The organism is Streptomyces sp. NPDC050743, from assembly GCF_044456925.1.
In the GTDB taxonomy this organism is placed as follows: Bacteria; Actinomycetota; Actinomycetes; order Streptomycetales; family Streptomycetaceae; genus Streptomyces.
The window spans coordinates 25,764-48,650 of sequence record NZ_JBITGJ010000064.1 but is presented as its reverse complement, the minus strand read 5'-3'; the positions used below and the strand labels follow the sequence as shown (position 1 = coordinate 48,650).

The following is a 22,887-nucleotide window of genomic DNA, read 5'->3' as shown; positions in this document are numbered from 1 at the left end:
CTCACCGACGATCAGTTCGCGAAGATGTGGAACCCGCTGCTGGACGAGGGGAAGATCGGACAGACGCTGCTGACCGCCTGGATCGCCAAGGAAAGCCTGCGCACCCTCCTCGCTCTGGCCCGCACCGGCGCCGACCGCCACCGCATTGGCCGGGCCCGCTACAAGTTCCTCACCTGGTGCGCGGACGCCGACATCCCCGAAGTGCGTACCCTCGCCACCACCGTGGACCGCTGGTGGAACGAGATCGCCGCGTTCATCGACACCGGACACAGCAACGCCAAAAGCGAGGGCATCAACCGCGTGATCAAGCTCGTCGCCCGCGCCGCCTTCGGGTTCCGCAACGCTACGAACCAGCGGCTACGCACACGCTGCGTCACCACCCGCCGAGCCCGCGGATACCTCCGCACCGCTCAACTTTGAAGACCCCAGATGGGTCGGCGCCTGCGTGGCTGTGTATGCCAGAGCGGGTTCTGGTCCAACTTCCGGGCTCTGTTGCGGATTTGGTAACGCGTGACGATCACGAGCAGGTGCGCATGGTCGTCGGGTTCGCCGGCCGGGGCCACCCGCTCCCAGGTGCCGTCGACGGCCCACATCCGCAGCCGGTTGTAGACGCCGCGCCAGCTTCCGTACTCCTCCGGCAGGCGCACACCCACTGCGTTTCCGTCTGGAACTTGAAGGCGATCGCGTCGATCACCTCCCGGTGATCCCTCCAGCGACCACCCCGCATCGGCGTCCGGTCCGGGAGCAACGGCTCGATCCGTGCCCACTGCGCATCAGTCAACGACGCACCGGACCAACGAACCGATGATCTAAGCGAAACACCCTAGTCGGCCGCGGTCTGCCGGGCGGGTTGTGTCTCCAGGACCTTTTCCACCGTCAGAGTTCCGGTGCCCGTGCCGAGAAGCCATACCGCGAAGGTGATCCCCTGGGGCCGGACCTCCCCGTCGTGGGTGCACCACATAGGGGCGGTGGCGTCGCGGAAGTCGGCGAGCGACCAGATGGTGCAGCCCCAGTCGTAGAGCAGGACCAAACCGGCCGGGATCGCGCCGGTCGGGTCCGGGGATCCTGGTACAGCTTCGAGCCCTCCGTTGGCCACCTTGGTGTACAGGCGCCGCGGCAACAAGGGCAGCGGGAACCCGATGACCGCCTCCGCCTCGGCGAGGGCATGCGGCGTCGCGGGTGGCGGCAAGACCCGTCCGAGCACCTGTCGCCGCACCGCCTCCACGACTTCGTCATCCGTCACCACGGCCCTGTAACCGCTGGGCGCGGCGGCCCGATTGTCAGTGGTCGCCCTTACGGTTCGATCAGTGAGGACCTGCCGGAACGGCCGCGGGTCCGTCCTGGGGAGGGGTCTGCCATGACCACGGCGTCCGCGGTGTCGACGACGTATCTGGAGCTGTCGCAGGAGGGCGGCGGCGCCCACAAGTTCTACGAGGTGACCGTCGACGAAACCGTGGTGACGGTGCGGTACGGCAGGATCGGCGCCGCCGGGCAGACCCAGACGACGACCTTCCCGACCGCCGAGAAGGCCAGGGCGGCTGCCGCGAAGAAGGTGGGGGAGAAGGTCCGCAAGGGATACGCCCCGGCGGTCCAGGGCCGGCGCGCCCCGCGTCCGGTGACCCGGCGCCAGGTCGTCTCGGCCCCGTCCACCGCGCGGGCGGTGGCGCCCGTGCTGTGGCGGTTCCGCACCGGCTCGGCCGCCTTCGGCATCCATGTCGACGACGAGCAGTGCTGGGTCGGCAACCAGGCGGGTGACGTCTACACCCTGGGCCACGACGGCGCCGTCCTCGCCCGGTTCGGCCTGCCGGACGGGGTGAAGTGCCTGGTCGCCGACGACTTCTGGATCTACGCGGGCTGTGACGACGGCAAGGTCTACGACCTCTCCTCCAAGCTGCCCTTCGCCGCGTACGACATAGCCGCCGACGTCGACATCTTCTGGCTCGACATCCACGAGGGCATCCTGAACGTCTCGGACCGCGACGGCCGGCTCACCGTCATCGACCACGAGGACGAACACCAGTGGGCCCGCCGCAGCCAGGGCGAACACGCCTGGATGGTGCGCGCCGACGACCGCGCGGTCTACCACGGCCACCACCGGGGCGTCACCGCCTACGCACCCGACGGCAGCGGCGAGTTGTGGCACACGGCCACCCGGGGCAGCGTGCTGTTCGGCTGGCAGGAGGACGACGCCGTGTACGCGGGCACCGGTCACCGCGTGGTCCAGCGGCTGTCGAAGGCGACCGGCGCCATCGAGGCGACGTACGCCTGCGACAGCGCGGTCTACTCCTGCGCCACGTCCCCCGGCGGTCGGTTCGTCTTCGCCGGGGACGCCGCGTCGTCCGTCTACTGCTTCGACCAGGACGGCACGCGCCTGTGGAAGCTCGGCACGGGCGGCGGCTCGGCGCTGTCGATGCAGTACCGCGACGAGCGGCTGTACCTGGTGACCACCGACGGCTCGCTGGTGTGCGTCGACGCGAGCGAGACGGCCATCGCCGCGGCCCAGCAGGGCACGGTGCCGGTGGCGCGGGACGTCAAGCTCGCCGCGGCCCTGCCGACGTACCAACCCGCCACCGCCGCCACCGCCGTGGCCACGGTCACTCAGGCTCCCGCCGGAGCCGTCGTGGTCGAGTGCGTGCAGGACGGCGGCCGCCTCCGGGTGCATGTCGTGTCCGAGGGCTACGACACCTCCTGGAAGGTCCAGTTCCCGCGGGCGATACGGGAGCCGGGCGCCCGCTACGTCGTGGACGCCCTGCACCCGGCCGCAGGCGGTTTCTACCGCGTCCGCGGCGACATCCGCCGCCTGCTGTGACGCCCTCGGCAACTGCCGCTCGCTGCCCTGGCATTGAGGGTGCTTGTGCTTTCCGGCACAGCCGGACGCAAGCCCTCAGGGCCGTGCGCTCGCCGCCTCCGCCAGCACCTCCCGCGCCACGGAGAGCACCTCGGCACGGTCCTCCGGTACCAGTCCGATGCGGGTACGGCGGTCCAGGAGATCCGACTCGTCCAGCGCGCCCTCGTGCCGTACCGCCCAGAGCAGTTCCGCGCGGGTCACCGGGTGGCCCGGCAGGAGCCGCTCGGCCAGCGCGGGGTTCTCGGCCGCGAGGGCGTGGACGGCCTCGGCCTCGGTGCCGTAGCGGCGGACCAGGCGCGACGGCGCGGACAGGGTGCGCAGCCGGGCGGGTGCGGCGGCGCCGACCAGGGGCAGCGCGGCGGTGGGGGAGGGCGGGGCGGGAAGACCCCGGGCGGCGGCGGTGGCGGCGTCCACGGCGTCCTGGGCCATGCGCCGGTAGGTGGTGAGCTTGCCGCCGACGATCGTCGTGATGCCGTCGGGGGACGTCAGTACCGCGTGCCGGCGGGAGATGTCGGAGGTGCGGGCGGGCGAGCCGTCCCGGCCGTCGTGCCCGGAGGTGTCCAGCAGGGGGCGCAGTCCGGCGAAGGCGCCGACGACCTCCTCCCGGGCCACCGGCGTGTCCAGGACCGAGCCGAGCACGTCCAGCAGGAAGCCGATGTCGGTCTCCGGTACGTCCGGTACGTCCGGGATCCCGCCCTCGACCGGCTCGTCGGTGAGACCGACGTACACCCGGCCGTCGCCCTGGGGCAGGACCAGGACGAAGCGGTTGGTCTCGCCGGGGATGGGGATGTGCAGGCCGGCCGGCAGGGTGCCGAGCCGCTCCGAGCGCAGGACAAGGTGGGTGCCGCGGGAGGGCCGGATCCGGATGCCCTCGACCAGCTCGCCCGCCCACACTCCGGTCGCGTTGATGACCGCCCGGGCCCTGATCTCGCCTTCCTCGCCGGTGAGTTCGTCGCGGATCCGGGCGCCGGTGCCGGTCAGCTCCAGCACCCTGGTCCGGGTCAGCACCCGGGCGCCCCGCGCGGCGGCCGTCCTGGCCAGGGCGGTGACCAGCCGCGCGTCGTCGGTCACCTTGCCGTCCCAGGACAGCAGTCCGCCGCGCAGCCCGGCCGAGCGCACCGAGGGCGCCAGGTGCCGGGCCTCCGTCGCCGACAGCCGGCGCGGGGCGGGCAGGACCTGGCGCGGGGTCCGGGCGGCCAGCCGCAGCATGTCCCCGGCCCGGAACCCGGCCCACGCCAGCGAGGCCTGGGCCCGGGACACCAGCGGGGTGAGCGGCAGGACGAACGGCTGGGCGGCCACCAGGTGCGGGGCTGTCCGGGTCATCAGCACCCCGCGCTCGACCGCGCTCTCGTGCGCCACGTCGAACTGCGCGGAGGCCAGATAGCGCAGCCCGCCGTGGATGAGCTTCGAGCTCCAGCGGGAGGTGCCGAAGGCCAGGTCGTGGGCGTCCACCGCGACGACGTCGAGCCCGCGGGCCGCCGCGTCCAGCGCGGCTCCGGCCCCGGTGGCGCCGAGCCCGACGACCAGGACGTCGGCGACCCTGCCGTCGGCGGCCTCGGCCAGTTCCCGGCTCCGGCGGTGTGCGCTGAGGGACGAGCCGGCGTCGGCCCGGGTGTGGCTCATGGCGTGAGGGTCCTCTCCAGGAGGGTGCGCAACTCGCCGAGGAAGGCGGCGGAGTCGAGCTCCGGATCGTCCTCGTCGGTCATCGTGCGCAGGGACAGGGTGAAGGACTGCACCGTCAACAGCAGCGTGCGGGCCTGCCGTTCGACATGCCCGGGGCGCACGGAGCCGTCCGCGTGGCCGTCGCGCAGCCCATCGGCCAACAGTGCCAGCAGTGCCTCCTGGCTCGCTCCGCGCCGGTCGAGCACATAGGGGAGCAGCAGTTCCGGATCGACGTCGACGATCTTGCGGAACAGCGGGTGCGCCCGGAAGGTCTCGACGCCCGCGACCAGTCCGTCCACGATCCGGGTGCGGGTGTCCGTGCCGGAGGCGGGCTCGGGGATCGCCCGGGTGGCCACGTCGATCCACTCGCGGGTCATCAGATCGCCCACCAGGGTGCGCAGATCGGGCCAGCGCCGGTACAGCGTCATCCGCGAGACGCCGGCGCGGCGGGCCACGTCGGCGAGGGTGGTGCGGCGGACGCCGACGGCCAGCACACAGTCTCGTACGGCGTCGAGCACATGATCGTTGTCCGAACCGTTGTGACGAATAGGCGTCATGTGTCACAGTGTAACGCCCCGGGCGTCGGGCGAAGCGGACACCGTCGCCCCGGGCACGGCCCGCCGGCCGTCGCGCGAACCGAGCACACCGAGCACACCGACCTGTGAGGACGACCGTTCAATGGACATGCTGTGGAACGGCTGGGGCGACCCGGCCAAGGCGGCACCGCTGCCCGACTCGGTGACCGGACTGCTGCGCGACCTGCTCGGCGTCAAGCCCCGCACCACGGCCGCCCTCACCCTCGAGGACATCGAGCTGCCCGCCACCACGGCCGCCCCCGCCGCGCTCAAGGCGCTCGCCGAGGCAGTCGGCGGCGAGGACCACGTCCGCACCGACGGCGAGAGCCGCGTCCGTCACACCCGCGGCAAGTCCACCCCCGACCTGCTGCGCATCCGCGCCGGCGACTTCGCGGACGTCCCGCAGGCCGTGGTCCTGCCCGCCTCCCACGACGAGGTTCTCGCCGTACTGCACGCCTGCGCCGCCCACGGCCTCGCCGCGGTCCCCTTCGGCGGCGGCACCTCGGTGGTCGGCGGACTCGCCCCCCAGCGCACCGCGTTCATCGCCCTCGACCTGCGCCGCATGAACGGCCTGCTCGACCTGGACCCGGTCTCGCGCACCGCCGTGCTCCAGCCGGGTCTGCGCGCCCCCGAGGCCGAGGCCCTGCTCGCCGAACAGGGCTTCACCCTCGGCCACTTCCCCCAGTCCTTCGAGTGGGCCACCATTGGCGGCTTCGCCGCCGCCCGCTCCAGCGGACAGGCCTCCGCCGGATACGGCCGCTTCGACGAGATGGTCCTCGGCCTGACCCTCGCCACCCCCGAGGGCACCATCGAGACCGGCCGTGCCCCGCGCTCCGCCGCCGGACCCGACCTGCGCCAGCTGATCCTCGGCTCCGAGGGCGCCTTCGGCGTCATCACCTCCGTCACCGTACGGATCCGGCCGGTGCCGCAGGTGCGGATCTACGAGGGCTGGCGGTTCGCCTCCTTCGAGGAGGGCGCCGCCGCGCTGCGCAGGCTCGCCCAGGACGGACCCCGGCCGACCGTGCTGCGGCTGTCCGACGAGACCGAGACCCTCATCGGCCTGGCCCAACCGGAGGCCATCGGCGGCGACTTGTCGCAGAGCGGAGCGGGCTGCCTGGCCATCACCGGCTACGAGGGCACGGCCGAGGACACCGCACAGCGCCGGGAGCAGGCGGCGGCCGTCCTCACCGCCTGCGGCGGCACGCTCCTCGGCGCCGAACCGGGCGAACGCTGGGCCCACGGCCGCTTCTCGGCACCCTACCTGCGCGACGCTCTGCTCGACGTCGGCGCGTTCGCCGAGACCTTGGAGACCGCGGCCTTCTGGTCCCGCATCCCCGACCTCTACAAGGCCGTACGCACCGCGCTCACCGACACCCTCGCCGAGGCCGGCACCCCACCCCTGGTGATGTGCCACATCTCCCACGTCTACGAGAACGGCGCCTCCCTGTACTTCACCGTCGTCAGCGCCCAGGGCGAGGACCCGGTGGCCCACTGGACGCCCGCCAAGCACGCGGCCAACGAGGCCGTCCTGGCGGCCGGCGGCACCATCTCCCACCACCACGGGGTCGGCACCGACCACCGCGACTGGTACGTCCGCGAGGCCGGACCGCTCGGCATCTCGGCCCTGCGCGCCGTCAAGCGCCGCTTGGACCCCGAGGGCCTGCTCAACCCCGGCGTCCTGCTCCCCACCGACTGACCCGCTCCGACCGACCCCACCCGATCCGCCTGCTTCGGAGGCACACCGATGCGACAGTTCACCGCCGTCGTCAACCCCACCGCGGGCGGCTCCACCGGGGCGGCGACACTGCTGCACCTGGCCCGGCTGCTGCGCGAGGCCGGGGCAGAGCTGGAGACGGAGTACAGCCACAGCCTCGCCCACGCCCAGGACATCGCCCGCCGCGCCGGCGAGCGCGGCCGTATCGTCCTGGCCGTCGGCGGCGACGGCATCGCCGGTGGCATCGGCGGCGCGCTCAGCGGCACCGGAACCGTCCTCGGCCTGGTGCCCGCCGGACGCGGCAACGACTTCGCCCGCGCCCTGAAGCTGCCCGCCGATCCCGCCGCGCTCGCCGGCATCCTGCTGACCGCCGAGCCACGGCCGGTCGACACCATCGAGGTGGAGTCGGCGGTCCACCCGCGCACGGTCGTCCTGGGCAGCGTCTACGCCGGCGTCGACGCGGTGGCCAACCGGCACGCCAACCACGCCCGGCTGCTGCGCGGCTCCGCCTCCTACTACGCGGGCGGCCTGCGCGCCGTCACCACCTGGCGGGCGGCCGACTACCGCGTCACCGTCGACGGCGAGGAGCACACCCACCGCGGCTACACCGTCGTGGCCGCCAACTCCCCCTACTACGGCTCCGGTCGGCTCATCGCCCCCGACGCACGCGTCGACGACGGCCTGCTGGATGTGGTGCTGATCCGGGAGGCACCGCGCCGGCTGTTCTTCACCCTCATGAACGAGCTGAAGACGGGCGGTCATGTGCACCGCCCCGAGGTGCGCGTGCTGCGCGGCAGGGAACTGCGCATCGAGGCGAACAGGCCCGTCCCCTACGGCGCGGACGGCGAGGTCGACGCCACCCTGCCGGTCACGGTGCGGGTGCGACCCGGAGACCTGCCCATGCTGTACTGACCACTCGCTCGGCTGGGTAGGGGGAGGGCAACCCGGCCGGGCGCGCCGGGGGAGGGGTTGGTCGCTCATGACGCTGGAACCCGCCGAGGGTGTGGTGCAGGCGGTCGTGCTGTACGACGGACGGCTCCTGCTCGTGGACGACGGCGGCACTTGGGCACTGCCGTCCGGTACGCCCGGACCGGCCGAGCCGGCCGAGGCCACCTCGGCACGCGTCGTCTACGAACTCACCGGCTACCTCGTCGACGGCACGGAACCCCTGATCCCGCACGAGGGGACACCGGCGGACGCGGCGTCGGCGGTGGTGTGCCAGCTGCTGAGCGAGACCCCGTCGGACGGTGCGAGCCTCGCGCCGGAACAGGTGCACTGGGCGCCGATACCCGAGACCATCGACGTGGCACTCCCGGCGGTCGTGCACGAGTACCTTCAGGGACACACGCCCGTGTGACGGGCCTGCCGGTCAGCGGTCCGCCGCCGGGTCCGCCGTGCGCGCCAGGAACCGCTGCCGGTCGACGACCGCCCGGTCGATCTCACCCGTGGCCACCAGTCGGCCCGAACCGTCGACGGCCCGCACCACGAAGGTGAGCCGTCCGCCCGTGACGGCGGCGGAGGGTTCGGCGCTCACCTCCACCCGGCCGCCGACCGGCGTGGCCCGCAGATGCCGGACCCGCACCTCGGTGCCGACGGTGGTCTGGCCGGACTCGGTGAAGGACGCGGCGGCCCGCACAGTGGCCGCCTCCATCCACGCGATCAGCCGTGGCGTGGCGAGAACGGGCACGTCACCGCTGCCCACCCGCACCGCGGTGTCGGCGTCGGTCACCTCGTGGCGCATGCCCTCACGCTAGCGCCGGCGGGCCCGGCACACCGCACGACTCTGCCGTGGGTGAGGGCCGGGCGTGCTCTCGTTCGTCGGCCGGGACGGCAGGACCGGCTCACCTGCCCGGCAGTTCCACCACATCCACGCCCGCGCCGGCCGGCACGCCGCCCGGTGGAACCACCGCGAGGCCGTCCGCCAGGGCAAGGCCGCGCAGCATCGCCGGACCGTCGAACGGCAGCGGCGTCACCTCCTGCCCCGCCGTGAACACCGGCAGCAGCCGGGTGTCGCACGGATGCCCGGGCAGGGCGGAACCGGCCACCAGCCGGACCGGCTCGGCGCCGCGGTGCCCGCCGAGCCGGCGCAGCAGCGGCTCGGCCAGCGTGACCATGCCGGCCACCGCGGCGAGGGGGTTGCCGGGCAGCCCGACCAGCCGGCGCGCCCGGCCGTCGGCCGTGGCCGGCAGCTCGGCGAGCAGCATCGGGTGACCCGGCCGCACGGCCACAGAGTCCACGAGCAGCCGGGCGCCCACCGCCCGGAGCGTGTCGTGCAGGAAGTCCACCGGTCCGGCGGCGGTACTCCCCGTCGTGACCACGACATCGGCGGGCGAGCGGCCCACGGCCTCCCGGAGCGCGGCGAGGTCGTCGGCGAGCAGACGATGGCCGATCAGCTCGGCGCCACACGCCTGCAGCCACGGCGGCAGCAGCGGCCCGAGCGCGTCACGGACCCGCCCGCCGCGCGGCACGCCCCGCTGGAGCAACTCGTCACCGAGAACCAGCAGTTCGACGCTCGGCCGACGGTGCACCGTCAACCGGTCGTACCCCGCGGCCGCCGCCAGGCCCAGCACCCGCTCGGTCACCGTGGTGCCGGAGGGCAGCAGCGGCTCACCGGAGCGGCACTCCTGGCCGCGCGGCCGGATGTCGCGGCCTTGGGGCACCGGCGTGGGGGAGCGGTCGTACAGCAGGCCCCGCCCGGGGTCCGCCTCGCCGTGCTCGCGTCGCAGTACGGCGGTCGCGCCGGGAGGCACGGGGGCGCCGGTGGCGATGGGAACGGCCGAGTCCGGCGCAAGGGGCCCGGGTTCCCGGCCGGCGAGGACACCGGCGTCGCCGAGCCGCCACGGGCCCGGACCGGCCACGGCCCAGCCGTCCATCGCGGCGGTCGCGAACGGCGGCAGGTCGGTGAGCGCGACGAGCGGTTCGGCCAGTGCGTGGCCCAGCGCGTCGGTGAGGGTGCGGGGGACCGCGGGCAGCGGCCGCTCGGCGCAGGACCGGGCGATCGAGCGGGCCCGTTCCCAGGACCGCGCGGCCCGGAGCGAGTCCGGCTCGGCCCGCGGTCCGTGCGCTGCCGTGCCGTCGGCCGGGCGCGTCCGGGATGCCGTCATGCGGGTCATCGTTGGTGAGCCGTCCGAGGAAGTCAAAGAGGTACCGCTTGTCTGCCGATAGGCGGCGCTTATCTGATAACCCGCGCTTATCACGCCATCGAATACACCTCTTTGACGTGCCTTGGGAAAGAGGCGGATGCTGCCCCGCAGTGCCCATCGGAGAAAGAGGCAGACCGGACAATGAGCGGTATCGAGGACCCCGGCGACGATCTTTCGGTCACCCCGCCCAAGCGCTGGGCGACCGGTGTCCCGGCGGTGACGCACGCACTGGAGTACTCGCTGGGACAGACGACGGTACGACGCACCGCGCTGACCCTGCTGAACATCAACCAGGTCAAGGGATTCGACTGCCCGGGATGCGCCTGGCCCGAGCCGGCACCGGGAAAGCGGCACCTCAACGAATACTGCGAGAACGGCGCCAAGCACATCAGCGACGAAGCCACCTCGCGCCGCGTCACCGCCGAGTTCTTCCGCCGGCACTCGATCGCCGAACTGGACGCGAAGTCGGACTACTGGCTCAACCAGCAGGGCCGGCTGACCGAACCCATGATCAAGCGGCCCGGCGCCGAGCACTACGAACCGATCGGCTGGGACGAGGCGCTCGACGTGCTCGCCGGAGAACTCCGCCGGCTGGACTCCCCGGACGAGGCCCTCTTCTACACCTCCGGCCGGCTGAACAACGAGGCCGCCTTCCTGCTGCAGCTCTTCGCCCGCGCCTACGGCACCAACAACCTGCCCGACTGCTCCAACATGTGCCACGAGTCCAGCGGGTCCGCGCTGATGGAGACCCTGGGCATCGGCAAGGGCAGCGTCTCCCTGGACGACATCCACACCGCGGACCTCGTCTTCGTCGTCGGACAGAACCCGGGCACCAACCATCCGCGGATGCTGACCGCGCTGGAGGAGACCAAGCGCAACGGCGGCAAGGTCATCGCGGTGAACCCGCTGCCGGAGGCAGGGCTCATCCGCTTCAAGCACCCGCAGAAGGCGCGCGGAGTGGTCGGCCGGGGCACCGCCATCGCCGACCAGTTCCTGCAGATCCGCCCCGGCGGCGACCTCGCCCTCTTCCAGGCGCTGGGCCGGCTGCTGCTGGAGGCCGAGGACGAGCGCCCGGGCACCGTCCTCGACCACGCCTTCATCAGCGCCCACACCACCGGCTTCGCCGACTTCGCCGAGCACGCCCGGAAGGTCCCGTGGGAGGACATCCTCACCGCGACCGGGCTCACGCGCGAGGAGATCGAGCGCGTCCACGACCGGGTGCTGCAGAGCGAGAAGATCATCGTGTGCTGGGCCATGGGTCTCACCCAGCACAAGCACGGCGTCCCCACCATCCGCGAGGTGGTCAACTTCCTGCTGCTGCGCGGCAACATCGGCCGGCCGGGCGCCGGCGTGTGCCCGGTGCGGGGCCACAGCAACGTCCAGGGCGACCGCACGATGGGCATCTGGGAGCGCATGCCCCAGACGTTCCTCGACGCCCTGGGCCGGGAGTTCGGCTTCACCCCGCCCGCGAAGCACGGACTGGACTCGGTCGACGGCATCCGTGCCATGCGCGACGGCACCGCGAAGCTGTTCCTCGGCGTCGCCGGCAACTTCGTCCGGGCCACCCCCGACAGCCATGTCACCGAGGAGGCGATGCGGCGGTGCCGGCTCACCGCGCACATCTCCACCAAGCTCAACCGCTCCCACACGGTCTGCGGTGACACCGCCCTCATCCTGCCCACCCTCGGCCGCAGCGACCGCGACATCCAGGCGTCCGGCGAGCAGTTCATCACCGTCGAGGACTCCATGAGCGAGGTGCACGCCTCCCGCGGCCGCCTGACGCCTGCCTCCCCGCACCTGCTCAGCGAGGTCGCGATCATCAGCCGGCTGGCCCGCCGCACCCTCGGCGACACACCCGCCATCCCCTGGGAGGAGTTCGAGGCGGACTACGCCACCGTCCGCGACCGCATCTCCCGCGTCGTACCGGGCTTCGAGGACTTCAACGCCCGGGTGGCCAGGCCAGGCGGCTTCCGGCTGCCCAACCCGGTCAACCAGCGCGTCTTCCGCACCCCGAGCGGCAAGGCGGTCTTCACCGTCAACGAGTTCACGATGCCGGACATCCCCGAGGGCCATCTGCTGCTGCAGACACTGCGCTCCCACGACCAGTGGAACACCATCCCGTACGCGATGAACGACCGCTACCGCGGCATCCACAACGCCCGCCGCGTGGTGCTCGTCAACCCCGCCGACCTGGCCGCCCTCGGGTTCGCCGACCGCGACCGGGTGGACCTGGTCGCGGTCTGGCACGACGGGCTGGAACGCCGGGCGGAGGACTTCCGCGTCGTCGCCTACCCCGCCAGCCGCGGCTCCGCCGCCTCCTACTACCCCGAGACCAACGTCCTGGTGCCGCTGGACAGCGTCGCCGACATCAGCAACACCCCCACGTCCAAAGGGGTGTTGATCCGCCTGGAGCCCACGCGCGCAGTCGGCTGAGCAACCCGGGATCCCCAGGAGAGGAGTATGTCCATGGGGCGAGTGACGGTACGGCGGCGGGTGCTGCGGATCCGCGACGGAGCGCCCTCCGCGCGGCCGGACACCCTGGCCGCCGAGGAACCGATGGAGATACGGGTCGGCGGGCGCCCCCTCACCGTGACCATGCGCACCCCCGGCGACGACTTCGACCTCGCGGCCGGCTTCCTCGCAGGCGAGGGCGTCGTCCACGCCGCCGAGGACGTGACCGGGATCCGCTACTGCGCCGGTGCCACGGCGGACGGCGGCAACACCTACAACGTCGTGGACGTCGCCCTGGCCCCCGGCGTGGCCCTGCCCGAGGCATCGCTGGAGCGGAACTTCTACACCACCTCCTCCTGCGGCCTGTGCGGCAAGGCCAGCCTGGACGCCGTGCGCATGGCCACGCGGTGGTCCGTGGCCGAGGACCCGCTGAGCGTGGGCCCGGAGCTGCTGGCCTCCCTGCCCGGAAAGCTGCGGGCGGCGCAGAAGGTGTTCGACAGCACCGGGGGCCTGCACGCCGCCGGACTGTTCACGGCCGACGGCGAGCTGCTGTGCCTGCGGGAGGACGTGGGCCGGCACAACGCCGTGGACAAGATCGTCGGACACGCCCTGCGCTCGGGTCTGCTGCCCTTGCGCGGCACCGTGCTGATGGTCAGCGGCCGCGCCTCCTTCGAGCTGGTGCAGAAGGCGGTACTCGCCGGGATTCCCCTGCTGGCGGCGGTGTCGGCGCCTTCGTCGCTGGCCGTGGACCTGGCGGCCGAGAGCGGGCTGACCCTGGTCGGCTTTCTGCGCGGTACGTCGATGAACGTGTACGCCGGTGCGGAGCGGCTCCAGCCGCAGCCGGTGGGCTGACGCGGGCCGGCCGGGCGCGCCAGGCAGACGGCAGCGCACACCGGGGTGTGCGGCATTGGCATCCGCGTCCGGCGCCGTCGGCTAACGTCCCGGATCGCCCGGCATGTGCTCCAGGGCCGAGGCCACGTCCGTGGTGCGGGCGATGTCCGTCAGCGCCCTCGCCATCACCGAACCCGGCTCCCGGGCGGCGATCACCAGACCCACGGGTACGGCCGCGGCGGGCTCGACCAGCGGCACCGCCCGCATGCCGTGCGGGACGCCGAACACATGGAGCCAGGCATGCGGCACGATGGCCGCCCACTGGCCCGTCCTGACGTGGGCGAACAGCGCCGCCACGGAGTCGGTCTCCAGCCGGGGCGAGGGCTGCGTCCCCGCCTGCGCGAACAGCTCGTCCAGCACTCGGCGGCCCTGCATCGCCGGGGTCAGCATGCACAGGGGCAGCCGCGACGCCTCGGCCCAGGTGGCCGACGTACGGCGGGCCAGGCCGTCGGCGGCCGTGAGCAGCAGGACGTACCGCTCCTGGTACAGGGGAACCGTGTGGAAGGCACCGTCCGACACGTCCTCGCGCAGATAGGTCACCCCGGCGTCGAGCTCGAAGTTCTGCAGCTGCCGCAGGATGTCCACCGACTGCATGTCCGCTATGACCTCGACCGTGACCAGCGGGTGCGCCGCGCAGAACGGGCCGGTCAACTGGGCGACGGCACCGGACGCGGTGGGCACCGTACCGATCCGCATCCTGCCGCTCAGCCCGGTGCGCAGGACGTCGACCTCCTCCTTGAGGGCGTCACGGTCGGCGAGGATCCGCTGCGCCCATACGACGATGCGTTCCCCCTCCGGGGTGAGGCCCTCGTACTTGCGGCCGCGCCGCACCAACGGCACGTCGAGTTCCTCCTCCAGCTTGCGCAGCGCCTCCGACAGAGCGGGCTGGGAGACGTAGCAGGCCTGGGCGGCACGGGCGAAATGCCGCTCCCGGGAGAGGGCGACGAGATATTCCAGCTGACGAAAGAGCACGGCACGGGTGTACCCGACCGCACCCCACAAAGCCAATCCCGCCCGCCGCCCGCCGCCCGTCCGTCCTCTGGCCGGTCCGTTCGCGGCCCGTCGGCCGGTCCGGCTCTCCGCCCGGCTTTCCCGGCGCGCAGCCCGTAAGCTCCCGTCGCGGCGGGTACGGCCCTGAGCCTGTCCGTCCTGTGGTCGGTCCGTTCGTGGGTCCGTCGGCTGGTCCGGTCCTTCGTCCGGCTGTCCTGGCGCGCAGCCCGTGCGCGTCCGTCCCGGCCGGTCTGCCCTTGGGCCTGTCCGTCCTGTGGTCGGTCCGTTCGTGGGTCCGTCGGCTGGTTCGGCTCTCCGTCCGGCTCTCCCGGCGCCCTAGCCCGTCCGCGCCTGTCCACGCCCGTCCCGGCCCCTCTGCCCTCTGGCCGGTCCGTTTCCTGGGCCCCTCGGCCGGTTTGCCCCTCCATCCATCCGTCCGTCCCGGCCCGCAGCCCATTCACGGCCCGTCCGCCCCCTCCCGCCTGTCCACCCCCCCGCCTGTCCACCCCCCGTCTGTCCGCCTTCCCTCCGTCCCGGCCCGTCCCTCCCCCGGCCCGCTCGGCGGCCCGCCTACGACCTGCCGAGTCGGCTCGGTCGGGCCATGCTGGAACGGCTTGGTCTCCAAGGACCTCATGTCTCCAGCACCTCATGAGGAGGCGGACTCCCGTGGTCGAACCGCAGCCCGTCATCGTCTCGCCGGCCAGGGCGGCACTGTTCCTCGTCGTCACCATCGCGCCGGGCGGCGAGGAGACGGTCCGAGGCCTGCTCGAGGACGTCTCGGGGCTGCGCCGCTCGGTGGCCTTCCGCGAGCCGGCCGAGGAACTCAGCTGTGTCGTCGGCATCGGATCACGCGCATGGGACCGGCTGTTCAGTGGCCCGCGCCCACGGCAGCTGCACCCCTTCACGGACCTGGTCGGCCCACGCCATCGAGCGCTCGGCACACCGGGCGACCTCCTTTTCCATATCCGCGCCCACCGTATGGATCTCTGCTTCGAACTGGCCCGGCTGGTGGGCGAGCGACTCGCAGGAGCGGCCACCGTGGTCGACGAGGTGCACGGCTTCAAATTCTTCGACGAACGCGACCTGCTCGGCTTCGTGGACGGCAGCGAGAACCCCGAGGGGAAAGTCGCGGACGACGCCGTGTTCATCGGCGAGGAGGACGCGGAATTCGCGGGCGGCAGCTATGTGATCGCCCAGAAGTACCTGCACGATATGACCGCCTGGAACGCCTTGTCGGTCGAGGAACAGAACCTGGTCATCGGGCGGACCAAACTGGCCAACATCGAACTCCCCGACGATGTGAAGCCCGCCGACTCCCATGTCGCGCTCACCACCGTCACCGACGAGAACGGCGACGAACGCAAGATCGTGCGGGAGAACATGCCCTTCGGCAAAATCGCCCAAGGCGAGTTCGGTACCTACTTCATCGGTTATGCCCGTACCCCGGACGTGACGGAGGAAATGCTGAGGAACATGTTCCTCGGCAGGGATCCGGGCCGGAACGACCGGATTCTCGAATTCTCGACGGCGGTCACCGGCTGCCTCTTCCACGTGCCCACCGTCACCTTTCTCGACGACCTGCCCGCCGCCCCGCACGGTTCGTAACTCTGAGTCACAGAAACGTCAGTGCGGTCCTTCCGTTTGCGGCGCCGTGCGCTGCGAGGTTCAGTGAGTACGGACCCCGGAACAACCACCCTTATCGACCTCCCCCGCGCCCAGGAGCCGTCATGTCGATGTCGTTCGGTGCACCGTTCGGTTCGTCGGATCCCTTCAGCGAGTTGTTCAATCGTTTCTTCGGGATGTCTCCGGCGTCATCGCCCCCCGCGGTGCAGCGGGTGCCCATCGGCCGGCTGCTGACGGAGTCGTCGCAGGAACTGCTCAACCTGGCCGCGCGGCGCGCGCTGGAGGACGGCACGTCCGACCTGGACACCGAACATCTGCTGTGGGCGGCCACCAAGGTCGAACCGTCCCGGAGACTGCTCTCCCAGCTGGACGTCGATCCCGACACGCTGGCGGCCGAGCTCGCCAAGATCCTCCCCCGGGAGTCCGGTGAGCCCTCCGCCCAACCAGGCCTCACCCCGGCGGCCAAGCGGACACTCGGCGCCGCGTACGCCCACTCGCAGGCGGCCGGTGTGTCGTACATCGGCCCCGAGCACATCCTCGGCGCGCTGCTGGGCGACAGCGAAACGGGCGCTGCCAAGCTGCTGCGCGCCGAGGGCATGGACACGCGGAAACTGGCCGGTCTGACCGAGCAGGCCGCTCGGAGCGACGCGCTTGCCGCCGAACGGAAGAAGGCGCCGGCGACGACGCTGGACGAGTTCGGGCGGGATCTGACGGAGGAGGCGAAGGCCGGGAAGCTGGATCCCGTCGTGGGGCGTGGGGAGGAGATCGAGCAGACGGTCGAGATCCTCTCGCGGCGGTCGAAGAACAATCCGGTGCTGATCGGTGAGCCGGGCGTGGGCAAGACGGCGATCGTGGAAGGGCTGGCGCAGCGGATCGTGGCCGGTGAGGTGCCCGACAGCCTCAAGGACAAGAGGGTCGTGGCCCTGGACCTGTCGGGGATGGTCGCGGGGGCACAGTACCGGGGCCAGTTCGAGGAGCGGTTGAAGAAGGTCATCGAGGACGTCCAGGCCGCGAAGGGCCAGGTCGTTCTGTTCATCGATGAACTCCACACCGTCGTGGGTGCCGGGGCGACGGGGGAGGGGTCGATGGACGCGGGCAACATGCTCAAGCCCGCCCTCGCGCGCGGTGAACTCCGCGTCGTGGGCGCCACGACGATCGAGGAGTACCGCAAGTACGTGGAGAAGGACGCGGCGCTGGAGCGGCGGTTCCAGCCGGTGATGGTGCCCGAGCCGACGGTGGAGGAGACGGTGCAGATCCTGGAGGGTCTGCGGGACTCCTACGAGGCGCACCATCAGGTCCGGTTCGACGACGGCGCGTTGGTGGCCGCGGCCGAGCTGTCGGACCGCTACATCACCGATCGTTTCCTGCCCGACAAGGCGATCGACGTGATGGACCAGGCCGGTGCGCGGGTGCGGCTGCGCAGCGTGGGCCGGTCCACGGAGGTGATCAGCCGTGAGGACCGCATCGCCCAGCTCCGCCGTGAACTCGACCAGGCCGTCTCCGGGGAGGACTTCGAGAAGGCGTCGGAGCTGAAGCGGCTGATCTCCGAGGCGGAGGGCGAACTCGCCGGCATCGAGGAGCGCCGCGAGGGCGTGGTGTCGGTGACGGCCTCCGACATCGCCGACGTGGTCTCCCGCCGTACGGGGATCCCGGTGTCACAGCTGACGGCGAGCGAGAGGGAGAAGCTGCTCCGGCTGGAGGAGGAGATGCACGCGCGGATCGTCGGCCAGGACGAGGCGGTCACCGCCGTCTCGCAGGCGGTACGGCGCAACCGCGCGGGGATGGGGGATCCGAACCGGCCGGTGGGATCCTTCCTGTTCCTCGGGCCAACGGGTGTCGGCAAGACCGAACTCGCCAAGACCCTGGCGGCGTTGCTGTTCGGGGACGAGGACCGGATGATCCGGTTCGACATGAGCGAGTTCCAGGAGAAGCACACCGTCGCCCGGCTGGTGGGTGCCCCTCCCGGATACGTGGGTTATGAGGAAGCGGGCCAGCTGACGGAGAAGGTCCGCCGCAGGCCCTACAGCGTGGTGCTGTTCGACGAGGTGGAGAAGGCGCACCCGGACGTCTTCAACACCCTGCTGCAGATCCTGGACGACGGCCGGCTCACCGACGCCCAGGGCCGCACCGTCGACTTCCGGCACTGCGTGATCATCATGACGTCCAACATCGGCGCGCACCGCATCCTGGACCACAAGGGCGATGTGTCGGAGCTGAAGGACGAGTTGATGGAGGACCTGCGGACCAGATTCCTCCCGGAGTTCCTCAACCGCATCGACGACATCATCATCTTCCACGGGCTGACCGAGGAGGATCTCGGGGAGATCGTGGACCATCTGCTGGACCAGAGCAAGCGCCGCGTCCACGCCCAGGGGATGACGCTGGAGGTGACCGATGCGGCGAAGAAGCTGCTCATCGCACACGGTCACCAGCCGGAGTTCGGTGCCCGTCCGCTGCGCCGCACGATCCAGGCGGAACTCGACAATCGGATCGCCACCCTGCTGCTCAGCGGCGACGCCGAACCCGGCGACACCATCGTCGCCGACGTCCAACACGACTCCCTCCACTGCGCCGTCCGCAAGAGCAGCGGCTCCGGCGAGGCTGCCGCGCCGGGCGCCGCGTCGGCGCACAAGTGACGGCGGCTCAGGAGGACCCCATGGCCCAGCACCACCACAAGTCCGACGAGCGGGCCGAGGGAAACCCGGACCCCGGCCACGGCCGCGCTGTGCCGCGCCGGCCCGACGAGGCGCGAGTCGACCGGCGCGCCCGTGAGGACCGCCGGCAGGCCGGGCTGCCGGTCGGGAAGTGGGAGGACACCGGGATCCCGTACGAGGAGGAACGCGCCGAGGTCGACCGCGAGGAGGACTGACTCCTCGGCGTTCATCCCTGCGCGCTCTGGTCCCCGATCGACACCACGACCACGCTCGACGGGCCGTCCGGCGTGTCGAAGTGGACCGAGTCACCGGGGCGGTGCCCGAGCAGCGCTCGGCCGAGCGGGCTGTCGGAGGTGACCAGGTTCTGGTCCAGGGCCTCGGCGAGCTCGCCGATCTGGAGCGTCTCCACCGAGCCGTCCGGGAAACGGACGGTGACCGTGCTGCCGACCCCGACCACGTCCGTGGGGGCGGGCCCCGCCACGTCCGCTTGGCGCAGCCGCTCGGTGATGGTCTCGATACGACGGTCCAGGCGGTCGAGCTGATTGGCGCGCTGCAACTGTTCGGCCTGGTCTGCCTGGTCGCCCACGTCCGTGCGGTCCTGCAGGATTCCGGCGACGAGTCGCCGCTCGTCTCGCAGGTCGGCCAGCTCCTGCTCCAGCGCGCGGCGGGCAGCGGTACCGATCGGCTCCGGGTCACCGGTCATTTCCGGCTCCTCTGGTCCAGGGGAGAATATTCATTAGTCGGGCATTTCGCGCATCGTATCAACGAGAGCCCCGGGGGTGTGCCGCCGTGCACTCGGGGTCGGGGCAGCGGCTGCGGTGGAGGTGCCGAGTATCCCGATATACGGTGTTTTCGGGGGTTTTCCTCACCGGTTTTCCTCTCCCTCCAGGAGGTTGCCATGTCCTCGAAGCGACGCCGCAAGAAGAAGTCGCGGCGCAGCCATCGCGCCAATCACGGCAAGCGGCCCCAGTGCTGACGACCCTCAGGCGCATGAGACTGATGCCAGACTCGGAGGCATGAGGCCGACGACGTCACCGCCCGCCCCCACGGCCGCGATCACGTCGAGGTGCACCGCATGACCTCGGCCGTGGTGGTCGGCGGCGGGCCCAACGGCCTCGCCGCCGCGGCCCTCCTCGCCAGGGCGGGACTTCACGTCACGCTCCTGGAAGCGGCGGACGAGGTCGGCGGAGGCGCCCGCAGCCACGAGGCGATCCTGCCCGGGCTCGTGCACGACCACTGCTCGGCCATCCATCCGATGGCTGTCGGCTCCCCGGCGCTGCGTGCGCTGGGCCTCGAACGGCACGGGCTGCGCTGGCTGTTGCCCGACATCGACTGCGTGCACCCGCTGGACGACGGAAGTGCCGGGGTCCTGCTGCGTTCCGTGCCGGGCACCGCTCGCATGCTCGGTCCGGACGGGAACCGGTACCGCGCACTCCTCACCACCCCCGTACGGCACTGGGACACCCTGGCACGCGATGTGATGGGCCCCCTCCTACGCATCCCCGCGCACCCGTTGCTGCTCGCCCGCTTCGGCCTGCCGACGGCCCTTCCCGCCTCCTTCCTGGCCCGCCTCTTCACCACCGCGCGGGCGCGGGCCCTGTGGGCGGGCGTCGCGGCGCACGCCTTCCGCCCGCTGTCGCACCCGTTCACCTCGGCCATCGGGCTCGGCATCCTCACCGCCGGCCACACCGCCGGCTGGGCCGTGGCCGAAGGCGGCTCACAGTCCATCACCCGAAGCATGGAACGCGTGCTGCGGGTGCAGGGAGGCACCGTCCACACCGGCGTGCGGGTCACCGACCACCGGCAGCTGCCGCCCGCCGACGTCACCCTCCTCGATCTCGATCCCGGCCAGGTCGTCGACCTCTACGGCGACCGGCTCCCGGCCCGGGTGCGCGGTGCCTACCGCCGGTTCCGGCGTGCCCCCGCCGTCTTCAAGCTCGACCTGGCCGTCGAAGGCGGCGTGCCCTGGACGAACGAGCACGCCCGCCGGTCCGGCACCGTGCACCTCGGCGGCCCGCTCGCCGAGGTGGCCGACGCGGAGCAGGCCGTCGTGGCCGGCCGCATGCCGGAACGCCCGTTCGTGCTGGTCGGCCAGCAGTACCTGGCGGACCCCTCCCGTTCGGTGGGCGGCGTCCACCCTGTCTACTCCTACGCCCATGTCCCGTACGGCTATGACGGGGACGCGACCGAAGCGATACTCCGTCAGCTGGAGCGGTTCGCCCCGGGTGTCCGCGACCGCATCGTGGGCCGCCGGGCCACCTCACCCGCCCGGTTCGCCGCCGCCAATCCCAACTTCGCCGGCGGAGACATCATCACCGGCGCCAGGACGACTCCCGAGCTCCTCCTGGGCCCCCGCCCGACCATCGAGCCGTACTCGACCGGCCTGCGGGGTGTGTTCCTGTGCTCGGCGGCGACCCCGCCCGGTCCCGGCGCGCACGGCATGTGCGGCGCCGGAGCCGCGGCGGCCGCACTGCGCCACCTGGGGGTCCGGACAGACAGTCTGATGCGCCTGAGCGCTCCGCGCGCATGAGGACGGCCGGCGGCACCGCCTGGGGGACGGTGTCGCCGGCCGGAGTCGACGCGGGCGGGCTTGTCGGGTGGCGGCCAGGGTGGCGGTCACGCGGCCCCGGCTGCCGCGGGCAGCTCCACGGAAGGCGTGCCGTGGAGGCGCGCCAGGCCCTTTCGGTCGTAGGCGAGGGTGCCGAGGAGACCGGCGGCGAGGCCGAGGAGAAGGGCTGCCGCGGCGGCGGTCACCGCGCGCCCGAGGCCGGCGTCCCAGACGGCGCCGAAGTACAGGACCGAGCGGACGCCGACGTAGATCTGGTGCAGCGGCTCGAAGGTGCCGAGGAAGCGGACGACGGACGGAGTGGCCTCCAGCGGGGCCGCACCACCGGCGCTCGGGACCGACAGGACGATGAACAGGAAGAGGTTGACCACCATGCCCAGGCCGCCGAGCAGGGCGAGGACGCTCTGGACGACCACGGCGACGGCGGTGATCGCGAGCACGCTGAGCCCCCACAGCTGCCACGGGTGGTCCAGGGGCATGCCGAGCCCGTCCGCGATGGCCAGGTAGACCGTGGCGACGACCACGGCGACGCCCGTCATGATCCCCCATTTCAGGGCGAGGGTGGCCAGGCGGCTGCGTCCCGAGTGCGGCTCCATGCGGTAGCGCGGACCGAACTCCTTCGGTGCGAAGCCGAGTTGGGCGTCGACCAGGTTGCTGACGATCAGGGACCCGGTGAACCCGGCGAGTACGAGCAGCAGGGCGTAGTAGAAGGCCGACAGGCCGTTCCCGGTGCCGTCGGGAACGTGCTGGAACGGCGCGACCCGCACGTCCATGGGCGAGGACAGCACGAGTCGCGTGGTGCCCGGCACGGGTCGGTGATGTGCCGGGGCCGCCTTGGTCCGGGCCGCCGTCACCTCGGCGAGCAGTTGCTTGCCGACGGCCCGGTCGGCCCGTGTGAGTGCCCGGTTCGCGAGCGTGTTCACGACGGATGCGCTGGAGGTGTTCGCCAGCGGGTCGGTGTAGACGGTGATCTGCGGCCGCTCCACGGCGGCACCGGACACGGCCCCCGAGGCCAGTGCGGTCAGCTTCCTGCTGAGGTCCGGGGGCAGCACGATCGCGCCGTAGAGCTTCGCCCGGCCCAGCTCGTGCTTCGCCTCGGCGAGGCTCACCAACTTCCTTAATCATCCCTGGTGTTGCGCATGTATGGTTGCGTGCATGGAGTTGCTGCGTATATCGACGGCCGCGAAGCGTCTCGGAATACACCCGATGACGCTTCGCCAGTGGGCTCTGGACGGCAAGGTCCCGTTCACGTGGGTCGGCCGTGAACGTCGCTTCTCCTCCGTCGATGTTGAGAACATGAAGCGCGGCAGCGACTTGGCAACTTCCCGCCCGCGCCGGGAGGTTCTGTATGTCCGCGTCTCTGGCTCCTGCGGGCAGGAGTCCTCGCTGCAAGCTCGGGAGGAGGAACTGCGGGCCACAGCCACCGGAGAGATCGTCAAGGTAGTGCGGGACCGTGGCTCTGGCCTGCGGGAGAACCGGCCTGGCTTGAACCGGGTATCGGCGATGGTGCCGGACGGCAGTGTGAGTGTTGTGCGCGTCACCCATGAGGACCGGCTCGCCCGGTTCGGGGTCGGCTGGCTCAAGCGGCTGTTCGCCGTGTACGGGGTCGCCGTGGAGGTGCTGCACCCGAAGAAGCTCGGCGGCCGAGACGAGCTGCTGGAGGACTTCGTCTCGCTCGTGACCACGTTCGCCGGGCGTATGTACGGGATGCGCAGCTCGATCTCCCGGCGCCTGGCCCCGTGCTGGGAGCAGGACCGGACGGGACACCTC

General features: G+C 71.9%; 20 protein-coding genes and 1 pseudogene. 12 read left to right on the top strand and 9 right to left on the bottom strand.

Annotated elements, in window-relative coordinates:
• A partial coding sequence (locus ACIBJF_RS38080) for a transposase (RefSeq protein ID WP_399180889.1) occupies nt 1-420 on the top strand: 420 nt, incomplete at its 5' end.
• A 97-nt stretch (nt 421-517) separates the two neighbouring features.
• Here ACIBJF_RS38080 and ACIBJF_RS38075 read toward each other — a convergent pair.
• Complete coding sequence (locus ACIBJF_RS38075; RefSeq protein WP_399180887.1) at nt 518-781, bottom strand: transposase; 264 nt, start codon at nt 779-781, stop codon at nt 518-520.
• A 42-nt stretch (nt 782-823) separates the two neighbouring features.
• Nucleotides 824-1,243, bottom strand: coding sequence for a hypothetical protein (locus ACIBJF_RS38070; protein WP_399180885.1), 420 nt, complete (start codon nt 1,241-1,243; stop codon nt 824-826).
• A gap of 114 nt (nt 1,244-1,357) precedes the next feature.
• Here ACIBJF_RS38070 and ACIBJF_RS38065 point away from each other — a divergent pair, with 114 nt between their 5' ends.
• Nucleotides 1,358-2,809 (top strand): WGR domain-containing protein, encoded by a 1,452-nt coding sequence (locus ACIBJF_RS38065; protein ID WP_399180883.1) that lies wholly within the window; start codon nt 1,358-1,360, stop codon nt 2,807-2,809.
• 75 nt (nt 2,810-2,884) lie between these two features.
• Here ACIBJF_RS38065 and ACIBJF_RS38060 read toward each other — a convergent pair whose 3' ends face one another.
• Together ACIBJF_RS38060 and ACIBJF_RS38055 are read right to left on the bottom strand one after the other, a co-directional pair.
• Nucleotides 2,885-4,471, bottom strand: a complete 1,587-nt coding sequence (locus tag ACIBJF_RS38060) for a glycerol-3-phosphate dehydrogenase/oxidase (protein WP_399180881.1) — start codon at nt 4,469-4,471, stop codon at nt 2,885-2,887.
• On the bottom strand, nt 4,468-5,067 hold the full coding sequence (locus ACIBJF_RS38055) for a TetR/AcrR family transcriptional regulator (RefSeq protein ID WP_399180879.1): 600 nt from the start codon (nt 5,065-5,067) through the stop codon (nt 4,468-4,470). Before ACIBJF_RS38055 ends, ACIBJF_RS38060 begins: the two co-directional genes overlap by 4 nt.
• Before the next feature lie 121 nt (nt 5,068-5,188).
• On the opposite strand from ACIBJF_RS38055, the gene ACIBJF_RS38050 reads away from it, so the two are divergent.
• The 3 genes from ACIBJF_RS38050 (at nt 5,189) to ACIBJF_RS38040 (ending at nt 8,156) form a co-directional block, all read left to right on the top strand.
• Nucleotides 5,189-6,781, top strand: a complete 1,593-nt coding sequence (locus tag ACIBJF_RS38050) for an FAD-binding oxidoreductase (protein ID WP_399180877.1) — start codon at nt 5,189-5,191, stop codon at nt 6,779-6,781.
• A gap of 48 nt (nt 6,782-6,829) precedes the next feature.
• Entirely contained in the window at nt 6,830-7,711 is an 882-nt protein-coding gene (locus ACIBJF_RS38045) for a diacylglycerol kinase family protein (RefSeq protein ID WP_399180876.1), read from the top strand.
• Nucleotides 7,712-7,778: 67 nt separating this feature from the next.
• Nucleotides 7,779-8,156 (top strand): NUDIX hydrolase, encoded by a 378-nt coding sequence (locus ACIBJF_RS38040; RefSeq protein ID WP_399180874.1) that lies wholly within the window; start codon nt 7,779-7,781, stop codon nt 8,154-8,156.
• 12 nt (nt 8,157-8,168) lie between these two features.
• On the opposite strand, the gene ACIBJF_RS38035 is transcribed toward ACIBJF_RS38040, so the two are convergent.
• Nucleotides 8,169-8,540, bottom strand: coding sequence for a thioesterase family protein (locus tag ACIBJF_RS38035; protein ID WP_399180872.1), 372 nt, complete (start codon nt 8,538-8,540; stop codon nt 8,169-8,171).
• A gap of 100 nt (nt 8,541-8,640) precedes the next feature.
• Nucleotides 8,641-9,903 (bottom strand): molybdopterin molybdotransferase MoeA, encoded by a 1,263-nt coding sequence (locus tag ACIBJF_RS38030; RefSeq protein WP_399180870.1) that lies wholly within the window; start codon nt 9,901-9,903, stop codon nt 8,641-8,643.
• A gap of 180 nt (nt 9,904-10,083) precedes the next feature.
• On the opposite strand from ACIBJF_RS38030, the gene ACIBJF_RS38025 reads away from it, so the two are divergent.
• On the top strand, nt 10,084-12,375 hold the full coding sequence (locus ACIBJF_RS38025) for an FdhF/YdeP family oxidoreductase (RefSeq protein WP_399180868.1): 2,292 nt from the start codon (nt 10,084-10,086) through the stop codon (nt 12,373-12,375).
• Between the two features lie 33 nt (nt 12,376-12,408).
• Nucleotides 12,409-13,245, top strand: coding sequence for a formate dehydrogenase accessory sulfurtransferase FdhD (gene fdhD / locus ACIBJF_RS38020; RefSeq protein ID WP_399180866.1), 837 nt, complete (start codon nt 12,409-12,411; stop codon nt 13,243-13,245).
• Between the two features lie 81 nt (nt 13,246-13,326).
• Here fdhD and ACIBJF_RS38015 read toward each other — a convergent pair whose 3' ends face one another.
• A complete protein-coding gene (locus ACIBJF_RS38015) occupies nt 13,327-14,256 on the bottom strand; it encodes a LysR family transcriptional regulator (protein ID WP_399180865.1) in 930 nt (309 codons plus the stop codon).
• 684 nt (nt 14,257-14,940) lie between these two features.
• Here ACIBJF_RS38015 and ACIBJF_RS38010 point away from each other — a divergent pair.
• The 3 genes from ACIBJF_RS38010 to ACIBJF_RS38000 all read left to right on the top strand — a co-directional run bounded on the left by ACIBJF_RS38010 (nt 14,941) and on the right by ACIBJF_RS38000 (nt 18,766).
• Nucleotides 14,941-15,879, top strand: a complete 939-nt coding sequence (locus ACIBJF_RS38010; RefSeq protein WP_399180863.1) for a Dyp-type peroxidase — start codon at nt 14,941-14,943, stop codon at nt 15,877-15,879.
• Between the two features lie 122 nt (nt 15,880-16,001).
• Nucleotides 16,002-18,533, top strand: coding sequence for an ATP-dependent Clp protease ATP-binding subunit (locus tag ACIBJF_RS38005; protein WP_399180861.1), 2,532 nt, complete (start codon nt 16,002-16,004; stop codon nt 18,531-18,533).
• A 20-nt stretch (nt 18,534-18,553) separates the two neighbouring features.
• Nucleotides 18,554-18,766, top strand: coding sequence for a hypothetical protein (locus ACIBJF_RS38000; protein WP_399180859.1), 213 nt, complete (start codon nt 18,554-18,556; stop codon nt 18,764-18,766).
• An 11-nt stretch (nt 18,767-18,777) separates the two neighbouring features.
• Here ACIBJF_RS38000 and ACIBJF_RS37995 read toward each other — a convergent pair whose 3' ends face one another.
• Nucleotides 18,778-19,254 (bottom strand): GreA/GreB family elongation factor, encoded by a 477-nt coding sequence (locus tag ACIBJF_RS37995; RefSeq protein ID WP_365328586.1) that lies wholly within the window; start codon nt 19,252-19,254, stop codon nt 18,778-18,780.
• Nucleotides 19,255-19,626: 372 nt separating this feature from the next.
• Between ACIBJF_RS37995 and ACIBJF_RS37990 the strand changes: the two genes are divergently transcribed.
• On the top strand, nt 19,627-21,081 hold the full coding sequence (locus tag ACIBJF_RS37990) for a phytoene desaturase family protein (RefSeq protein WP_399180857.1): 1,455 nt from the start codon (nt 19,627-19,629) through the stop codon (nt 21,079-21,081).
• A gap of 86 nt (nt 21,082-21,167) precedes the next feature.
• Here the strand turns inward: ACIBJF_RS37990 and ACIBJF_RS37985 are convergent, their stop codons facing one another.
• Nucleotides 21,168-22,226, bottom strand: coding sequence for a DUF3533 domain-containing protein (locus ACIBJF_RS37985; protein ID WP_399180855.1), 1,059 nt, complete (start codon nt 22,224-22,226; stop codon nt 21,168-21,170).
• A gap of 34 nt (nt 22,227-22,260) precedes the next feature.
• On the opposite strand from ACIBJF_RS37985, the pseudogene ACIBJF_RS37980 reads away from it, so the two are divergent.
• A pseudogene (locus ACIBJF_RS37980) lies at nt 22,261-22,824 on the top strand (IS607 family transposase); the annotation flags it as partial.
• Between the last annotated feature and the right edge of the window lie 63 nt (nt 22,825-22,887).

Excerpts from the sequence above, each read along its gene's own strand:
- ACIBJF_RS38065 (WP_399180883.1), top strand. The coding sequence starts at position 1,358 with ATGACCACGGCGTCCGCGGTGTCGACGACGTATCTGGAGCTGTCGCAG.
- ACIBJF_RS38060 (WP_399180881.1), bottom strand. The coding sequence starts at position 4,471 with ATGAGCCACACCCGGGCCGACGCCGGCTCGTCCCTCAGCGCACACCGC.
- ACIBJF_RS38055 (WP_399180879.1), bottom strand. The coding sequence starts at position 5,067 with ATGACGCCTATTCGTCACAACGGTTCGGACAACGATCATGTGCTCGAC.
- ACIBJF_RS38050 (WP_399180877.1), top strand. The coding sequence starts at position 5,189 with ATGGACATGCTGTGGAACGGCTGGGGCGACCCGGCCAAGGCGGCACCG.
- ACIBJF_RS38045 (WP_399180876.1), top strand. The coding sequence starts at position 6,830 with ATGCGACAGTTCACCGCCGTCGTCAACCCCACCGCGGGCGGCTCCACC.
- ACIBJF_RS38040 (WP_399180874.1), top strand. The coding sequence starts at position 7,779 with ATGACGCTGGAACCCGCCGAGGGTGTGGTGCAGGCGGTCGTGCTGTAC.
- ACIBJF_RS38035 (WP_399180872.1), bottom strand. The coding sequence starts at position 8,540 with ATGCGCCACGAGGTGACCGACGCCGACACCGCGGTGCGGGTGGGCAGC.
- ACIBJF_RS38030 (WP_399180870.1), bottom strand. The coding sequence starts at position 9,903 with ATGACGGCATCCCGGACGCGCCCGGCCGACGGCACGGCAGCGCACGGA.
- ACIBJF_RS38025 (WP_399180868.1), top strand. The coding sequence starts at position 10,084 with ATGAGCGGTATCGAGGACCCCGGCGACGATCTTTCGGTCACCCCGCCC.
- fdhD (WP_399180866.1), top strand. The coding sequence starts at position 12,409 with ATGGGGCGAGTGACGGTACGGCGGCGGGTGCTGCGGATCCGCGACGGA.
- ACIBJF_RS38005 (WP_399180861.1), top strand. The coding sequence starts at position 16,002 with ATGTCGATGTCGTTCGGTGCACCGTTCGGTTCGTCGGATCCCTTCAGC.
- ACIBJF_RS38000 (WP_399180859.1), top strand. The coding sequence starts at position 18,554 with ATGGCCCAGCACCACCACAAGTCCGACGAGCGGGCCGAGGGAAACCCG.
- ACIBJF_RS37995 (WP_365328586.1), bottom strand. The coding sequence starts at position 19,254 with ATGACCGGTGACCCGGAGCCGATCGGTACCGCTGCCCGCCGCGCGCTG.
- ACIBJF_RS37990 (WP_399180857.1), top strand. The coding sequence starts at position 19,627 with ATGACCTCGGCCGTGGTGGTCGGCGGCGGGCCCAACGGCCTCGCCGCC.